14 protein-coding genes are annotated in these 15,071 nt (G+C 72.1%); 4 read left to right on the plus strand and 10 right to left on the minus strand.

Annotation, left to right across the window (positions count from 1 at the left end; translation table 11 throughout):
• Positions 1 to 159: 159 nt before the first annotated feature.
• On the minus strand, positions 160 to 807 hold the full coding sequence (locus tag ACFY10_RS47200) for a phosphoribosyltransferase (protein WP_390671571.1): 648 nt from the start codon (positions 805 to 807) through the stop codon (positions 160 to 162).
• Positions 808 to 980: 173 nt separating this feature from the next.
• Here ACFY10_RS47200 and ACFY10_RS47205 point away from each other — a divergent pair, with 173 nt between their 5' ends.
• Positions 981 to 1,277 (plus strand): hypothetical protein, encoded by a 297-nt coding sequence (locus ACFY10_RS47205; RefSeq protein WP_390671572.1) that lies wholly within the window; start codon positions 981 to 983, stop codon positions 1,275 to 1,277.
• A 6-nt stretch (positions 1,278 to 1,283) separates the two neighbouring features.
• On the opposite strand, the gene ACFY10_RS47210 is transcribed toward ACFY10_RS47205, so the two are convergent.
• The gene (locus tag ACFY10_RS47210) at positions 1,284 to 2,048 is read right to left on the minus strand and encodes a hypothetical protein (RefSeq protein WP_390671573.1); all 765 of its coding nucleotides are present in this window, start codon (positions 2,046 to 2,048) and stop codon (positions 1,284 to 1,286) included.
• 121 nt (positions 2,049 to 2,169) lie between these two features.
• Here ACFY10_RS47210 and ACFY10_RS47215 point away from each other — a divergent pair, with 121 nt between their 5' ends.
• Positions 2,170 to 3,306 carry a CapA family protein gene (locus ACFY10_RS47215; protein WP_390671574.1) on the plus strand — a complete coding sequence of 379 codons (1,137 nt, stop codon included), beginning with the start codon at positions 2,170 to 2,172 and terminating at the stop codon, positions 3,304 to 3,306.
• A 6-nt stretch (positions 3,307 to 3,312) separates the two neighbouring features.
• On the opposite strand, the gene ACFY10_RS47220 is transcribed toward ACFY10_RS47215, so the two are convergent.
• The 7 genes from ACFY10_RS47220 to ACFY10_RS47250 all read right to left on the minus strand — a co-directional run bounded on the left by ACFY10_RS47220 (position 3,313) and on the right by ACFY10_RS47250 (position 11,853).
• On the minus strand, positions 3,313 to 3,738 hold the full coding sequence (locus ACFY10_RS47220) for a CBS domain-containing protein (RefSeq protein ID WP_390671575.1): 426 nt from the start codon (positions 3,736 to 3,738) through the stop codon (positions 3,313 to 3,315).
• 120 nt (positions 3,739 to 3,858) lie between these two features.
• The gene (gene murJ, locus ACFY10_RS47225; RefSeq protein ID WP_390671576.1) at positions 3,859 to 5,547 is read right to left on the minus strand and encodes a murein biosynthesis integral membrane protein MurJ; all 1,689 of its coding nucleotides are present in this window, start codon (positions 5,545 to 5,547) and stop codon (positions 3,859 to 3,861) included.
• Between the two features lie 52 nt (positions 5,548 to 5,599).
• Entirely contained in the window at positions 5,600 to 6,106 is a 507-nt protein-coding gene (locus ACFY10_RS47230; protein ID WP_390671577.1) for a MarR family winged helix-turn-helix transcriptional regulator, read from the minus strand.
• Positions 6,107 to 6,158: 52 nt separating this feature from the next.
• Positions 6,159 to 8,147, minus strand: a complete 1,989-nt coding sequence (locus ACFY10_RS47235; RefSeq protein WP_390671578.1) for an acetoacetate--CoA ligase — start codon at positions 8,145 to 8,147, stop codon at positions 6,159 to 6,161.
• Positions 8,144 to 9,754 (minus strand): bifunctional 3-(3-hydroxy-phenyl)propionate/3-hydroxycinnamic acid hydroxylase, encoded by a 1,611-nt coding sequence (locus tag ACFY10_RS47240; RefSeq protein WP_390671579.1) that lies wholly within the window; start codon positions 9,752 to 9,754, stop codon positions 8,144 to 8,146. The genes ACFY10_RS47235 and ACFY10_RS47240 overlap by 4 nt, the downstream gene beginning before the upstream one ends.
• 19 nt (positions 9,755 to 9,773) lie before the next feature.
• Positions 9,774 to 10,712 carry a fumarylacetoacetate hydrolase family protein gene (locus ACFY10_RS47245; protein WP_390671580.1) on the minus strand — a complete coding sequence of 313 codons (939 nt, stop codon included), beginning with the start codon at positions 10,710 to 10,712 and terminating at the stop codon, positions 9,774 to 9,776.
• Positions 10,713 to 10,734: 22 nt separating this feature from the next.
• On the minus strand, positions 10,735 to 11,853 hold the full coding sequence (locus ACFY10_RS47250; protein ID WP_390671581.1) for a VOC family protein: 1,119 nt from the start codon (positions 11,851 to 11,853) through the stop codon (positions 10,735 to 10,737).
• Between the two features lie 135 nt (positions 11,854 to 11,988).
• Here ACFY10_RS47250 and ACFY10_RS47255 point away from each other — a divergent pair, with 135 nt between their 5' ends.
• Entirely contained in the window at positions 11,989 to 12,624 is a 636-nt protein-coding gene (locus tag ACFY10_RS47255; protein WP_390671582.1) for a TetR/AcrR family transcriptional regulator, read from the plus strand.
• A 22-nt stretch (positions 12,625 to 12,646) separates the two neighbouring features.
• Here ACFY10_RS47255 and ACFY10_RS47260 read toward each other — a convergent pair whose 3' ends face one another.
• On the minus strand, positions 12,647 to 14,263 hold the full coding sequence (locus tag ACFY10_RS47260; protein ID WP_390671583.1) for an MFS transporter: 1,617 nt from the start codon (positions 14,261 to 14,263) through the stop codon (positions 12,647 to 12,649).
• A 156-nt stretch (positions 14,264 to 14,419) separates the two neighbouring features.
• Between ACFY10_RS47260 and ACFY10_RS47265 the strand changes: the two genes are divergently transcribed.
• Entirely contained in the window at positions 14,420 to 15,064 is a 645-nt protein-coding gene (locus tag ACFY10_RS47265; RefSeq protein ID WP_390671584.1) for a TetR/AcrR family transcriptional regulator, read from the plus strand.
• Positions 15,065 to 15,071 lie beyond the last annotated feature (7 nt).

Genomic DNA, 15,071 nt, shown 5'->3' on the forward strand with positions numbered 1-15,071 from the left:
CCGCGCGCGGTGGCGCCGCCGCCCCCCCCCGGGGGCCCCCCCCCGCCCCCCGGCGCCCCCGCCCGCCCCCCCCCCCGCGCCCCCCCGCCCGGGCCCCCCCCCCCCCCCGGGGGCGCGGCCCCGGCCCTTCCGTCGATGCGCCGTCGGTGTCGGCCGGGTTCAGCCGGCCGCCGTGTGCAGGGCCTTCAGCACGTCCTCGTCCGTCAGCTGCTCGAAGTGCTCGTAGCAGAGGCCCACGGCCATGAAGGACTCCGGCCGCTGCAGACAGAGCACCTCGTCGGCCTCGGTGCGCATCAGGTCCGCCGCTTGGGGCGAGCCGACCGGCACGGCCAGCACGACCCGTTCGGGGGCCTGCCGGCGTACGTGACGCAGCGCGGCGCGGGCAGTCGATCCGGTGGCGAGCCCGTCGTCGACGACGATGGCCGTGCGGCCCGTCAGGTCGGGGGCGGGGCGGCCCTCGCGGTAGAGCCGTTCGCGGCGGTGGAGTTCATTGCGTTCGCGTTCCACCACCGGAGCGAGCATGGTCTCGGTCAGGCCCAGTTGTCCGAGGGCGGCTTCGTCCAGGAGGGGGTCGTCGTCACCGACGATCGCGCCGACGCCGAACTCCTCCTGGAACGGGGCGCCGATCTTCCGTACGACCAGTACGTCGAGCGGGGCGTCCAGCGCCCGGGCCACCTCCTGGGCCACGGCGACGCCGCCGCGCGGGAGGGCCACGACGACGGGGTGCGGCAGGACGCCCTTCTCCTGCTCGATCCGCAGCCGCTCGGCCAGTTCCCGCCCGGCCTGTCTGCGGTCATGGAACTGCATCGCGCTCGCCACTCCTTCCCGCACGGAAGCGGCCCCCTCGGTCCGGTTCGCCGCGTACCCCGCAGGCGCCGCTCGAAGCACGCGGCCCGGCCGTCCCTCCGTCCGTCTCGTATGGCCTGCTGAGTCACGGGTACCCGCACTGGTGCAGTACTTCTTTCGAGGAGATGACTCGGATGCTGTTCATCGGACTGCTTCTCCTCGGGGCGACAGGCGCCTTCACCGCCCTGGCGATCGCCGGCAACCTGTCCGGGGGCCCCGAATACACCGTGTCGGTGCTCGGTCACCAGATCGCCACCATGAACACGCTGGCCGTCTTCAGCTCCGGCCTCGCGCTGGCGCTCATCTTCTGCCTGGCGCTGGCCACGGCGGTGAACGGAGCGACGCATCGCCGCCATCGCAGGCTGCGGACGTACGACACCGGCGAGACGACGCATCTCGACGACTTGATGGGACCTGACCACCGTGCCTGAGGTGTGTCACCGGTCCCGCAGCCGAACGAGGTGATACAGCACCGGCATCACGGTCGTGCGGTTCTCCTTCAGCGTGGGCTGCAGGAAGCGGTAGAAGCTCGGCTTGGTGAACTGGCGCAGGGCGACGGCGGGCAGGCTCAGGTTCCAGTGGGCGTGGCCCACGAAGCAGTAGTCGGAGGTCGTGCCGTCGAGGGGCTGCAGCAGCAGCGAGTTGTCGAGGCCGGTTTCGGCGGCGTACCAGCCCGCGAGGTGCTCCCAGAGTTCCGCGGTGAGTTCGGGATCCTCACTGACGAAGTAGCTGAACTGGAACAGGCCCTGCTGGCTGCGGCCCACGTCTGCGACGCACTTGCCGCAACGGGCCGTCATCACGTGGACGTCGCCGGCGGCGTGCTCCAGCCGTCGGCGCAGGTGCCGATAGGCGAGGGTGTCCTGCACCTGCTCGATGTCCTGCGGTGTCCTGGTCTCGACCAGGACGACCACGTCGTAGCGGGCCGGGTGCACGACGTCCGACGGGTGCCGGCCGACGGTCGGTGCCACGGCGACGGCCCGGTACACGCTCGCTCGTTTCACCTCGCCCAGGCTGGCCAGGTCCTCCGCCTCGGCCCGCAGCAGATCGAGCAGGTGCGTCTTGCCGCGGCTGTGTCCGGGCCTGCCGATCCCGCCCGGGGGCGGCTCCACCGCGGCGGCGATGTGGATGTAGCCGGACGGCGGCGGCTCGGTGAGGTGCGCCGGAGCGAACTTGGGGCGTGGATGTACGAGGGTGACGCTCATGGGATTCTCCCGCGGGGCGGTGCGTTCCCTTCCCGTCGATGCGCCTACCCGAAGGGCTCGGACTCACGCCGGGTGCAGCGCGCGCTCGCCGCGTCCGCGCGAGCGCCACTACCGTGGGGGCATGGGCGGCGGCGCGGTGACGCTGTTCCTGTGCGGCGATGTGATGCTCGGGCGCGGCGTCGATCAGATCCTGGCACATCCGGGCGAACCGGAACTGCGGGAGGGGTACGTCGAGGACGCCCGCTCCTACGTCCGGTTGGCGGAGTCGGTGAGCGGTCCGATCCCCGCCCCTGTCGCCCCGTCCTGGCCGTGGGGCGAGGCGCTCCGCCTGCTCGAACAGGCCGCCCCGGACGTCCGGATCGTGAACCTGGAGACGTCCGTGACACGCAGCGCCGCTTTCGCGCCCGACAAGCTGATCCACTACCGCATGCACCCGGCCAACCTGCCCGCCCTCACCGTGGCCGGCCCGGATGTCTGCGTCCTCGCCAACAATCATGTGCTGGACTTCGGCCGCGAGGGCCTGGAAGAGACACTGGACGCGCTCGCCGGCGCGGGTCTGCAGGCGGCGGGGGCGGGGCGCGGTGCCAGGGAGGCGTACGCGCCCGCCGCGGTGCCGGTCGCGGACGGGGGCCGGGTGCTGGTGTTCGCCCTCGGGGCGCGCTCCAGCGGTATTCCGCCGGGCTGGGCGGCCACCTCCGACCTGGCCGGGGTCGCCTACCTGCCCGAGGTGTCGGCGGCCACGGCCGCCGAGGTCGTCGGGCGGGTGCGGGAGGAGAAACGCGGGGCCGACGTCGTGGTCGTGTCCGTGCACTGGGGCTCGAACTGGGGGTACCGGGTGCCCCGGGAGCACGTCCACTTCGCCCGCGCCCTGGTGGACGGCGGCGTCGACGTGGTCCACGGCCACTCCTCGCACCATCCCCGCCGGGTCGAGGTGTACCGCGACCGTCTGATCCTGTACGGCTGCGGCGACTTCATCGACGACTACGAGGGCATCGGCGGCTACGAGGAGTACCGCGACGACCTCCGGATCGCCTACCTCGTCACGGTCGCGGCGGACACCGGGCGGCTGACCGGCCTGCGCATGGTGCCCCTGCAGGCGCGGCGCATGCGCCTGGAGCCCGCCCCGGACGCGGACCGCAGCTGGCTGCGCGCCACCCTGAACCGCATCAGCGACGCCGTACACGTGACCCTGGATCCCGACGGCACGCTCGTGCTGACGCATCCCGCCCCGGCACGCCGAGCGGCTTCCGGCCCGTGAAGCCCTTCAGTGGTTCGGGGCCGCCTTGCCGATGTCCGCCAGTACGGAGAGCGGTTCCTCCGTGGTGGCGAGGTCGCCGAGGCTGACGACGCCGACCGGGCAGCCGCCGTGCTCGACGACCGGGAGGCGGCGTACGGCGTACTTGCGCATCAGCTCGAGGGCGCGGTCGGTCGTGTCGTCCGGTGACAGGGTCACCACGGGCGGTGGCGTGCACACCGAGCCGACGGTCGTGTCGGCGGGGTCCCGGCCCGCGGCGAGGGCCCGGACCACGATGTCACGGTCGGTGAGCACGCCGAACAGGTCGCAGTCGTAGGCCACCAGCACGTCGCCGACGTCCTGCTCGCGCATCACGCGGGCCGCGCGCGCCACCGTGGTCATGGGCTCGACGGCGGCCGCGCCTGGCGACATCACGTCGCGAATCTTCCGGCTCATGGCACCTCCCAGCTCCTCGATCGGCGAGGTAGTGCATGTCGCCCGCGTAGCCAGCGGCGGAGTCGGTAAACCGGCCGGCGGCCATCAGTCGCGATCCTGGCTCGGTGACCTGCTCGGCCGTCACCGCAGTCCGGGAAGGCTGCGCAGCTCTCCGATCTTCAGGAGACGGGCCAGGGCGAGAAACGCCAGAGCCAGTGTGAGCGTTCCCGCGGTGAGGGCGCCCGCGGTGGCCCAGGTTCCGCTGCCCAGGAGGGTGGCGCAGGCGTGTGCGGCGGCCCAGCCCGCGGCCGCGGCGACAGCGGCCGCGAACAGCAGTTTGAGGTAGGTGCGGCGCAGCGCCCCGTCGTCCAGGCGGCCCCCGGTCCTGCGGCGCAGCAGCCGAGCCGTGAGCGCGAGGCCGGCGAGGTAGGCGACGGCGTAGGCGCCGGCCATGCCGGTCACGGACCAGCGGGCGGGCAGCAGCACATGGCAGGCGGTGGCCAGGGCGATGTTCACTGCGGAGATCCAGACGGCCATGAAGAACGGGGTGCGGGTGTCCTCGAAGGCGTAGAAGCCGCGCAGCAGCAGGTACTGCGCGGAGAACGGGATCAGGCCGAGCCCGAACATCTGCAGCATGTGGCCCGTTGGCTGCGCTGAGGTGGCGTCGGACGCGCCCTGGGCGAACAGCAGCGTGGCGATCTGCGGACCGAGCGCGAGGAAGAGGAAGGCCGCGGGCACGACGACGACGCCGCTGACGCGCAGCGCGCGGGAAAGGTCCGCGCGCAGGTCGGCGACGCGGCCCTCGGCGACGGCCCTGCTCATCCGCGGCAGCAGCGCGGTCACCAGGGACACCGTGACGATCGACTGGGGCAGCATCCAGATGGTCTGCGCGTAGATGTATGCGGAGTAGCCCACGCCGGCCTTCGGCAGCTGCTGGTCTGCGGCGTTGGCGTAGTTGGTGATCACCGCCAGGGCGACCTGGTTGGCCAGGACGAACAGCAGGGTCCACTTCGCCGCGTGGATGCCGGCGCCCAGGCCGGTGCCGCGCCAGTCGAACCGGGGGCGGAAGCGGAATCCGGCGGCCCGTGCGAACGGGATCAGGGCCAGGGCCTGCAGGGCGATGCCGGCGGTGGTGCCGATGCCCAGGAGTCGCACCTGGGCGGCGGTGATGTCCTCGACCCTGTGCGGGACGGTCATCAGGCCCAGGTAGGCGCCGAACATGCCGATCAGGACGACGTTGTTGAGGACCGGGGTCCACATCATCGCGCCGAACTTCTCGCGGGCGTTGAGTACTTGGCCGTAGATGCCGAACAGGCCGTAGAAGAAGATCTGGGGCAGCAGGAACCGGCCGAATGTCACTGTGAGTTGAAAGGCCTGGTGCCTGTCCGGGGTGTCCGGGGTGTACACGGCGACGATCTGCGGCGTGGCCCACACCGCGAGTGCCGTGCCCACGCCGAGCACGCACACCACGAGGGTCACCAGGCGCTGCTCGTAGGCCCGGCCGCCGTCCGGTTGGGTCGCGCGCGCCCGTACGAGCTGGGGCACCAGTACGGCGTTCAGCGCTCCGCCGACCAGCAGCGTGTACAGGCTGGTCGGCACCGTGTTCGCCGTGTTGTAGGTGGTGGCCAGCAGGCCCGCGCCCAATGCCGCGGCCTGCAGGACCTGCCGTATCAGCCCCGTGGCACGTGACACGACGGTCGCCACCGCCATCAGCACGGACGACCGGACCGGCCCTCCCGCCGCCGCTTTCGTCCGCCGGGCGGCATGCCGCCCCCTTGCCCGTTCGCCCGGCGACGTGGTCAGCGCCGCGGGCTGTTCCCCCTGCCTCATTGCGCCAACCTATGCCATCAAGATCCTCGGGCTCGACGGCTGTGTTCGGTTCCTACCGGCGCCGCCACGGCAGCACCGCCGGGTCGGTCTCCGCGCTCTCGGCACGGTGCAGGGCTTCGCTGATGGCTTCGCCGATCTCCCCGAACTGGCGCACCTGTTCCGGGGTGAGGGCGTCGAACACCGCACGGCGTACGGCTTCCACGTGGCCCGGGGCGGCCCGTTCCAGCAGGGCCTTGCCCTCGTCGGTGAGGACGGCGAGCTGGCCGCGGCCGTCGGCGGGGTCCTCCCGCCGGTCCACGAGGCCGATCTCCCGCAGCCGGTTCACCGCATGGGTGAGCCGACTGCGGGTGATCTTGAGCCGCTGAGCCAGTTCGGACATGCCGAGGGCGCCGTCGGGCGCGGAGGAGAGGTGGGCGAGCAGGCTGTAGTCGGCGTGCGTCATGCCGGCGTCGCGCCGCAGCTGCCGGTTCAGATAGTCGGCGAGCAGGGTGGAGAAGTCGACGTAGGCCAGCCAGGCCCGTCGTTCATCGGCGTTGAGCCAGCGTGGCGTCGTGGACATGGTCGCATCCTACCGCGCATGCGTTTGAAACTTAAATCACAGCCTGTGCCGGCTAGCGGTGTCGCATTCTGCGTTCGGCGCCCAGGCGAGCGTAATGGTCGAGGAGGTCCGGGGCGTCCACCGCGGCGCGGTTGACGACCTGTTCGACGGGCGCGCCCTGGAGCAGCCGCTTGACGGGCACTTCCAGTTTCTTGCCGGTGCGGGTGTGCGGGACGGCCGGGACCTGGAGGATCTCGTCGGGTACGTGCCGCGGGGACGCGCCGGTGCGGATCGCGTCGCGGATCTTCTCCCGCAGGGCGTCGTCCAGGACTGCCCCGGCCGCGAGGACCACGAACAACGGCATCCAGTAGCCGCCGTCCGGCTCCTCCGCGCCGATGACCAGGGCCTCCGCGATCTCCGGCAGCCGTTCGACGACGTCGTGGATGTCGGCGCTGCCCAGCCGTACGCCATTGCGGTTGAGGGTGGAGTCGGAGCGGCCGTGGACCATCACCGAGCCGTGTCCCGTGACCGTGATCCAGTCGCCGTGCCGCCATACGCCGGGATACGCCGAGAAATAGGCGTCGTGGTAGCGGCTGCCGTCGGGGTCGTTCCAGAAGGACAGCGGCATCGACGGCATGGGGCGGGTGACGACCAGTTCGCCGACCCGGTCCACGACCGGGCGGCCTTCGGCGTCGTGGGCCGCCAGCGCCACGCCCAGGTGCGGTGCGGACAACTCCCCTGCCCAGACGGGGGTGTTGGGCGCCGAGCCCGCGAAGCCCGACACGACGTCGGTGCCGCCGCTGATGGACGCGAGCTGTATGCCGGCGCCGACGTGGTCGCGGACCCAGGGGTAGGCGGAGGCGGGCAGTGCGGAGCCGGTGCAGCCGACGGCGCGGATCGCCGACAGGTCGTCCACGGACGGGTCGATGCCGAACTTGGCCATGCCCAGCAGGTATTGGGGGCTGGTGCCGAAGAGGGTGACGCGGTGGCGGGAGGCCAGCTCCCAGAGCAGGCCGGGGCGCTCCAGGGGTGCCGGGCTGCCGTCGTAGGTGCAGGTCGTGGCGCCGGTGAGGAGGGTGGAGACGACCAGGTTCCACATCATCCAGTGGGTGGTGGTGTACCAGAGGAGGCGGTCGCCGGGGCCGAGGTCGGAGTGCAGGCCCAGGGTTTTCAGGTGCTCCAGCAGGACGCCGCCGTGGCCGTGGACGATGCCTTTGGGCAGGCCGGTGGTGCCGGAGGAGAAGACGACCCACAGCGGGTGGTCGAACGGCACGGGTGTGCAGGTGAGTTGCTCGGTGCGGGTGGCCGCGTCCTCCCACGGGACGACCAGCGCGGGGTGGGGGTCGTCCAGCCGCGGCAGGCCCAGGTGGTCCACCAGCAGCGTGGCCTTCAACGTGGGCAGCGCTCGGGCGAGTTCGAGGACGGCCTCACGGCGGTCGTGCGTGGTGCCGTTGAAGCGGTAGCCGTCGGCCGCGATCAGGACCGTGGGCTCGAGCTGGGCGAAACGGTCGGCGGCAGCCTTGGGCGCGTAGTCCTGGCCGCACACCGACCAGACGGCACCGAGACTCGCGGCGGCGAGGAAGGCGACGACTGCATGGGGGGTGTTGGGCAGATGGCCGACGACACGGTCTCCCGTCCCGACGCCCAGGTCGCGCAGGGTGGCGGCCACGGAGGCGACTTGGGCGCGCAGGGCGTCGCCGGTGACCTCGTGCCCGGACCCGGTCTCGTCGAGTGCGATGATCGCCGGCTGGTCGGACGGCAGGTTGCGCAGGGCGTGGTGCGTGTAGTTGAGGGTGGCGCCGGGGAACCAGCGGGCGCCGGGCATTTTCTCCTCGGCCAGCACACTCTCGTACGGGGTGTCCGCGTCGATGCCGAAGTACTCCCAGACCGCGCCCCAGAACCCTTCCAGGTCGGTGACCGACCAGCGGTGCAGGGAGGCGTAGTCGGGGCCGGCGTCGACTCCCCGGTGACGGGCGGCCCAGCGGGTGAAGTCCGCGATGCGGCTGGCGGCGGCGGTCTCCGGGTCCGGGGTCCAGAAGGGTTGTGCGTACGGCGCGGTCATCGCGTGGTGCTCCTCAGGAGGGGGGCGGACAGGGGCTGTTCGAGGGGGCGGCGCGTGGTGCACAGCAGCGGCGCCCAGGCGGCGGTGCCCGTGAAATCGCCCCCGCCCGCCGGGACGACATCCAGGACGACACGGTCGGGGCGCAGCAGTGCGGCGTCCGCGCGGCCGGAGCGGAGCCAGGCGGCGAGGGTGCCGTCGTCGCCGGTCTCCGTCACCTGGACGATGCGTGCGCCGAGCCCGTCGGCGACGGCTTGCAGTGAGGGTGTGAGGGGCACCGCGGTCAGGAGGGCGAAGGAGTCGCCGAGGATGTCGTCGAGGCGTGTCCGTCCGCCGTCGGCACTCACCCGGGGCTGTGGGCAATGGGTGCCGCCGAGACGGCTGCGCCGGATCAACGGGCCCGTGGACAGGGGGTGGCTGAGGTTGCGGTTGGCCAGGCCCGTCACGCCGGGGATGCGGCAGGCCGCGCCGACGGCCGCCCGGCGCAGCGCGGCCGCGCCGTCCTGGCCGCCGGTCATGGCCCAGCCGGCCGCGACCGCGAGGCGGATCACCTGGCGGGCGTGCGGCTTGCGTTCGCGCTCATAGGTGTCCAACAGCCGTTCGTCCGCGCCTTGTTGGAGGACGCGGGCGAGTTTCCACGTGAGGTTGTGGGCGTCCCGCAGGCCGGTGCACAGTCCCTGCCCCACGAACGGCGGGGTCAGGTGCGCGGCGTCGCCGAGCAGGAAGATGCGGCCCCGGCGCCAGCGGTCGGCGATGCGGGCCCGGAAGGTGTACTGGGCCTGGCGGATCACGTGGAAGTCGTCGCTCTGGGAGATGTCCACCCAGGGGGCGAGCAGTTCGCGGAGCAGCTCGTGGTCCGGCTGCTCCGTGTCCCGCAGCCGGAACTCCCAGCGGTAGCGGTCCTCGCCGATGCGCATGAAGGTGGCCGGCCGGTGCGGGTCGCAGACCTGGTCGACGCCCTCCCAGCAGCGGACCGGGAGCCTGGTGCGTACGTCGATGACGCTCCAGTGCTCCTCGAAGCGCAGGTCCTCCCATACGGCGCCGACGGCCTCGCGGGTGAGGCTGCCGGCGCCGTCGCAGCCGAGCACGAAGTCGGCCGACAGCCGGCGCTCGCCGCCGTCGTGGCGGATGGTCACGCAGACCGGGCCGTCGGCGCCCTCCTGGTCCACGCCCACGACCTCGGCGCCGCTCCACAGTTCGCACTCCGGGTGCCGGGCCAGTGCGGTCCGCAGCAGCCGCTCCAGCTCGGGCTGGTCGAACATGCTGGTCTGCGGGAAGCCGTGGTGGCCGTGCGGGGAGCGCCGGAATTCGGCGATCACCCGGTGCCGGGCGTCCAGCAGCCGCAGCCCGCGCGCTGGGCGGGCGATCTCGGCGAACTCCTCGTGGATTCCGGCGGCCTGGAGGATCCTGCGCACCTCGTCGTCCGTGGCGACGGCGCGCGGGAGGGGGTAGACGTCCCGGTGGCGTTCCAGGACGACGCTGCGGACGCCGCGCCGGGCGAGCAGGAGGGCGGCGGTCACGCCGACGGGTCCGGCTCCGACGATCACGACGGGTAGGTGCTGCGCCGGCGCGGGCGCGGTGTCGCGTGGTTCGCTCTGGTCCTCGGTCATGTGCGGCTCACCTGGGCTCTCAGTTCGCGTCGGTGACGGGTGTGCGCTGCTCGCCGAGGTCGATGCGCCCGTCCGGGGTGGCGATGGTGGCGGTCACCAGGTCGCCCTGGTGCAGGTAGTGCGGGTTGCGGGCCTGGCTCTTGAAGAACGCCTTCCACTTCACGGCGGGCGGCAGCAGCGCGCCGATCTTCTCGACGGCCTTCGGTGGGGCCTTGAGGGCGGTGCCGCCGGGGGTGCCGGTCAGCAGCAGGTCGCCGGGGTCGAGCGCCTGGAAGCGGGCCAGCAGGGTCAGCGCCCGCGCCGGGCGGACGATCATGTCGGCGAGGGTGCGGTCCTGGCGCAGGCCGCCGTTGACGGACAACTTCAGCCGCAGGTCGAGGAGATGAGCGAAGTCGTCCGGCTCCAGCAGGGCCAGGTGGGGCCCGGTGGGCGTGAAGGTGGGGTACGACTTGCTCTCGTAGAACTGGGTCTTGGTCAGCTGTACGTCGCGGGCGCTGACGTCGTTGGTGATGACGAGCCCGGCGACGTACGAGGGCAGGTCGCGCTCCTCGACCACGGTGCCCACGGGCAGAGGTGCACCCATGACGAGGCCGAGTTCGACCTCGTAGTCGAGGAACTTCACGTGCGGCGGACGGACGATGCTCCCGTCCGGGCCGCTCACCGAGCCGGACGCCTTGCGGAAGAAGGCGGGCGGGATGTCGCCGGTGAAGCCCGAATCGCGGGCGTGGCTGCGGTAGTTGACCATCTGGGCGACCACCCGGCAGGGGGTGGTGACCGGGGAGAGAGCCACCAGGTCGGCGACGGGTGTGCCCACCGCTTCGGAAGCGGCGGCCTCGCGCACGGCGGCGCGGTCGGCGAGCAGTTCGGCGGTGGTGGCGGCCTTGGTGTCGACCGGGACGGCGCGGTCGCCGCGGACGGCCCACCAGCCCTCGGCGGTGCGCAGGACGTTGATGCTCATGTCAGTGCCTTCGTGAAGAGTGTCAGGAGTTCGCGGCCTTCAGCAGGCCCAGCAGGCGCGCCGGGTCCATTTCGTTGTCGCCGCGCAGGGCCTGCACGACGTCGCGGACCCGTTGCGGGGAGGGGCTGGCGCCGAGGAAGTCGCGGGTGGCCGGCGGGCCCCACTGGGCCAGCCCGCTGGTCGACATGGGGGCCCAGCCGGGCTCGACGTCGCAGGAGAAGCGGTCGCCGTCGGCGAAGTGCTCCAGCATGAAGCGGTCGGGGTCGCGCCAGTAGTCGAAGAGCTGGCTGCCCAGGCTGTGCCGCCCGATGCCCCAACTGCGCTTGTATCCGCGCTCGCCCAGGTACTCGCCGCCGGCGGCGATCGAGTCGAGGTCGGTGACCTGGTAGGCGGAGTGGACATAGCCGTTGCCGGGGCCCAGGTGCATGGCCAGGGTGTGGTGGTCGACCGCCAGGCTGCCCTGGTCGCAGCGGATGAACGCCATCGTCGGGCCGCGGCCGCGCTGTCCGTCGAGGAACAGGAAGTCGGACACGATCATGCCGAGGGTGTCCAGGTACCAGTCCAGGGCGCGGGCGAACACCCTGGTCTCCAGGACCACATGGCCCAGGCGCTGGATCCGGGACGGCTCCCGGGGCGGTCGCTGGGTGGCGTTGACTCGGCGGTGGTCCGTGCCGAAGTTGAGGAGCAGCGGCTGCTGTCCGGGCAGTTCGGGCAGCTGCCCGGCCGGATGGACGACCCGGACCGGGAAGCCGGAGGGGTCGAGGAGGTGCACGGCCTTGCCGCCGCCGGGGACGTCCGCGTCCCGTACGTCCGTCCCCGTCGCCCGGGCGAGCCGGTCCAGGTCGGCCCGCTCGGCGGCGCGGAAGGCGGGGCCGATGAAGCGGGAGGTGCGCCCGCGCCGGATCACCATGCAGGGCGAACCGGCGAAGGTGCCGCGCAGCCACAGCTCGCGCTCGGTGCGGGCGGCGATCTGGAAGCCGAAGTCGCGGGCGAAGACCTCGGCCCGGTCCAGGTCGGGCTTCTCGAACTCCAGCCAGGCCAGGTCCGCCGCCTTGATCACGGGATTCCGGGAGCGGCCGGGGTGTTCGCCGCGCAGGGCGCCCTGCTCGCTGTGGAGGTCCTGATGGGCCGTCCGGGACATGGTGTCCTCCAAGCAACATTGCCGTAATGAGGAAATCATCAAGTTTGATGCTCTACTCGTCAAGAGCTCGGCGAGAGGAAATGATGGATTCATCAGAACTGTGATCGCCCTGACGGTCGCGGCTAGACTCGCCGCATGCCGACCTCAGCCCCGCCCAGCAACCGGTTCGAACGACGCCGCGCCGAGACCCGGCAGGCGCTGGTCCGTGCGGCCCGGCAGATCCTCGCCGAGACGGGCGACACCAGCGCGAGCATCCAGGCGATCGCGGAACGCGCGGACGTCGGCTTCGGGTCCTTCTACAACCACTTCGAGTCGAAGACGGAGCTGTTCGACGCGGCGGTGGTCGATGCGCTGGAGGAGTTCGGCCGCACCTTCGACGAGCGGCTGCGGGACATCGACGATCCCGCCGAACTCGTCGCGGCCGGTTTCCGGCTCAGCGCGCGGATGGCCGAGTCGCACCCCGAGCTGATGCAGATCCTGCGCCACCGCGGGCTCGGCTACCTGCACTCCGACCAGGGTCTGGCCCCCCGCGCGCTGCGCGACCTGCAGGTCGGCATCGCCTCCGGCCGCTTCACCCCCGTCGATCCCACCATCGCCCTGTCCGCGCTGGGCGGGAGCCTGCTGGCGTTGGTGGAACTGCGCTTCGCCCGCCCCGACCTGGACGGCGACGAGGCCGCGGCGAACCTGGTCGAGATGGTGCTGCGCATGCTGGGCGTGGCGCCGGACGACGCCCGCGAGGTCGTCCGGCGGCCGCTGCCCGGCCTCGGCTGAGCGGGCCGGGCAGACAGGCTTCCTAGAGGGAGTCGGTGAGCTCCCGCTCCCGGTCCTCTTCCAGCACCGGCTCCTCCGTGCGGTGCTTGTCGGCGGTCGAGCGGCCGGGCAGCACCGCGAGGACGATCATCGTCCCGGCGGCCATGATGATTCCGCCGACCAGGCTGGTCTGCGCGACACCGTGGGCGAAGGACTCGTGCACGGCGTCGACCAGGGCCTGCGCCTGCTGTGCGCCGCCGGTGGGGTTCTTCGCGACCTGCTCGGCGACGGCGAGGCCGCCGCCCACCGAGTCCTTGGCGGTGTCCAGCGCGGCGGCCGGGAGGTGGCCGCCGATCATGTCGGCCAGCTTGTCGCGGTAGGCGGTGCCGAGCAGCGAGCCGAGGATCGCGATGCCCAGGGAACCGCCGAGTTCCAGCGCGGTGTCGTTGGCGCCGCCGCCGACGCCCAGCTCGCCCTCCGGGAAGGAGCCCATGATGGTGTCGGTGGCCGGGGAGACGCTCAGGCCGATGGCGAAGCCGAGGAGCAGCATCGTCGGCAGGAAGTCGGTGTACGTCGAGCCCTTGTCGACCTGCGTGAGCAGGAAGACGCCCACGGTGCCGATCACCATGCCGGCCGTCACCATCGGCTTCATACCCAGCTTCGGGGTCAGCCGGCCGGTGATCGCGGCGCCGGCGAAGACGGCACCGGCCAGCGGCAGCAGCCGTATGCCGGTCTCCAGGGCGTCGTAGCCGAGGACGAACTGCAGGAACTGGGTGGCGTAGTAGATCGCACCGAAGGTGCCGAAGAAGAAGAACAGCACCGCGAGCATGGAGCCGCTGAAGGGCCGCAGCCGGAACCTGCGGACGTCCAGCATGGGGTGCGGGTGGCGCAGCTCCCAAGCGACGAAGGCCAGCAGGCCGACGCCGGCCACCACGGCCGCGGTGATCGGGCCGGCGCCCCAGCCGAAGTGCGGGCCCTCGATGGTCGCGTAGACCAGGCTGCCGACGGAGATGATGGAGAGCAGGCCGCCCACGTAGTCGATGCGGCCCATCGTCGCCGCCCTGGAGGGCGGTACCAGCACCAGGGCGCCGACGACGGCGACGACCGCGATGGGGACGTTGATCAGGAAGGTCGAGCCCCAGGCGTGGTCCTCCAGCAGATATCCGGCGACCAGGGGGCCCACGGCGATGGCGAGGCCGGAGGTCGCGGTCCAGGCCGTGATGGCCTTGGCGCGCTCGCGCCTCGGGAAGATCGCGACGAGTAGCGACAGCGTGGCGGGCATGACCACGGCGGCGCCGACGCCCATGATCGCGCGGGCCGTGATGACCAGGCCGGTCTGGTCGACCTGACTGCCCATCACCGAACCTCCGGCGAAGATCAGCAGGCCGGTGATGAGCGCGCCGCGGCGGCTGTACTTGTCGCCGATCGAGCCCAGGACCAGCATCAGCGCGGCGTACGGGACGGTGTAGCCGTCGATGACCCACTGCAGGTCGCTGCTGCTCAGGCCGAGGTCCTTGGTCATGTCGGGCGCGGCCACGATCAGCGACGTGTTCGCCATGACGACGATCAGCAGGCTCAGGCACAGGACCAGCAGGGCCCACCAGCGCCGTGCGTACGGGCCGGTCGTCTTCTCGACGGGTGTGTTGGCAAGGAAGGGCATCCGGGACTCCTAGCGGGACGAGTTAATTGCCCATCGATGTGCAGACTAGTTTATTGCCCACTGATGTGCAAATATTTCGATGACCCCGCCGCGGACACCCCGCCCCCTGCCACTACCGCTTTCGCTCCCGCTCCCGCTCCCGACCGAGGTATCGATGTGACCGGCCGACCCGCCCCGCCCGCGCCCCGGCGCCCTGCGGCACGCTCCACGCGCACCCGCATCCTGGAAGCGGCCCTGCACGAGCTGGGCCGCAATCCCGACAGCACCCTCGCCGACATCGCCGAGGCGGCCGGGGTCGCACGGCGCACGGTCTACGTCCACTTCGCCGGACGGTCCGCGCTGGTCGAGGGCATCGCCGCGGACGCCGCGGAGGCGATACGCCGCGCCGTGGCCCTCACGCGCACTCCGGCCGCCGACGCCGCAACCGCCCTGGCCCGCTTCGTCCTCACGCTGTGGCCGGTCGGTGACCGCTACCGCGTCCTGATCGACCTCGCCCGCCAGGACCTCGGCCCCGACCGGGTCGACGAGGTCCTCTCCCCCGCCCGGGACACGGTCACCGGGATCCTCGCCCTCGGTCAGCAACAGGGCGTCTTCCACACCCGCGTTCCGCCCGCCCCGCTCGGCAGAGCCCTCGAAGCGCTGCTGCTCGCACTCCTGGACGGCGTCAACTCCGGGACCTGGTCCGACGACGGCACGCGCGCCGCCACCGCGGCGCTGGTCGCCGTCGGAGTCGGCAGCGGCGTCGCGGCCACCACGGTCCACCGTCTGCACAACACCGGGCAGGCACACCCACCCCACTGAAGGAGAG

This window comes from Streptomyces sp. NPDC001401 (genome assembly GCF_042895385.1).
In the GTDB taxonomy this organism is placed as follows: domain Bacteria; phylum Actinomycetota; class Actinomycetes; order Streptomycetales; family Streptomycetaceae; genus Streptomyces.

Coding starts and splice junctions, on each gene's coding strand:
- ACFY10_RS47240 (WP_390671579.1), bottom strand. CDS start 9,754: ATGACCGAGGACCAGAGCGAACCACGCGACACCGCGCCCGCGCCGGCG.
- ACFY10_RS47220 (WP_390671575.1), bottom strand. CDS start 3,738: ATGAGCCGGAAGATTCGCGACGTGATGTCGCCAGGCGCGGCCGCCGTC.
- ACFY10_RS47255 (WP_390671582.1), top strand. CDS start 11,989: ATGCCGACCTCAGCCCCGCCCAGCAACCGGTTCGAACGACGCCGCGCC.
- ACFY10_RS47230 (WP_390671577.1), bottom strand. CDS start 6,106: ATGTCCACGACGCCACGCTGGCTCAACGCCGATGAACGACGGGCCTGG.
- ACFY10_RS47215 (WP_390671574.1), top strand. CDS start 2,170: ATGGGCGGCGGCGCGGTGACGCTGTTCCTGTGCGGCGATGTGATGCTC.
- ACFY10_RS47200 (WP_390671571.1), bottom strand. CDS start 807: ATGCAGTTCCATGACCGCAGACAGGCCGGGCGGGAACTGGCCGAGCGG.
- ACFY10_RS47245 (WP_390671580.1), bottom strand. CDS start 10,712: ATGAGCATCAACGTCCTGCGCACCGCCGAGGGCTGGTGGGCCGTCCGC.
- ACFY10_RS47210 (WP_390671573.1), bottom strand. CDS start 2,048: ATGAGCGTCACCCTCGTACATCCACGCCCCAAGTTCGCTCCGGCGCAC.
- ACFY10_RS47205 (WP_390671572.1), top strand. CDS start 981: ATGCTGTTCATCGGACTGCTTCTCCTCGGGGCGACAGGCGCCTTCACC.
- murJ (WP_390671576.1), bottom strand. CDS start 5,547: ATGAGGCAGGGGGAACAGCCCGCGGCGCTGACCACGTCGCCGGGCGAA.
- ACFY10_RS47235 (WP_390671578.1), bottom strand. CDS start 8,147: ATGACCGCGCCGTACGCACAACCCTTCTGGACCCCGGACCCGGAGACC.
- ACFY10_RS47250 (WP_390671581.1), bottom strand. CDS start 11,853: ATGTCCCGGACGGCCCATCAGGACCTCCACAGCGAGCAGGGCGCCCTG.
- ACFY10_RS47260 (WP_390671583.1), bottom strand. CDS start 14,263: ATGCCCTTCCTTGCCAACACACCCGTCGAGAAGACGACCGGCCCGTAC.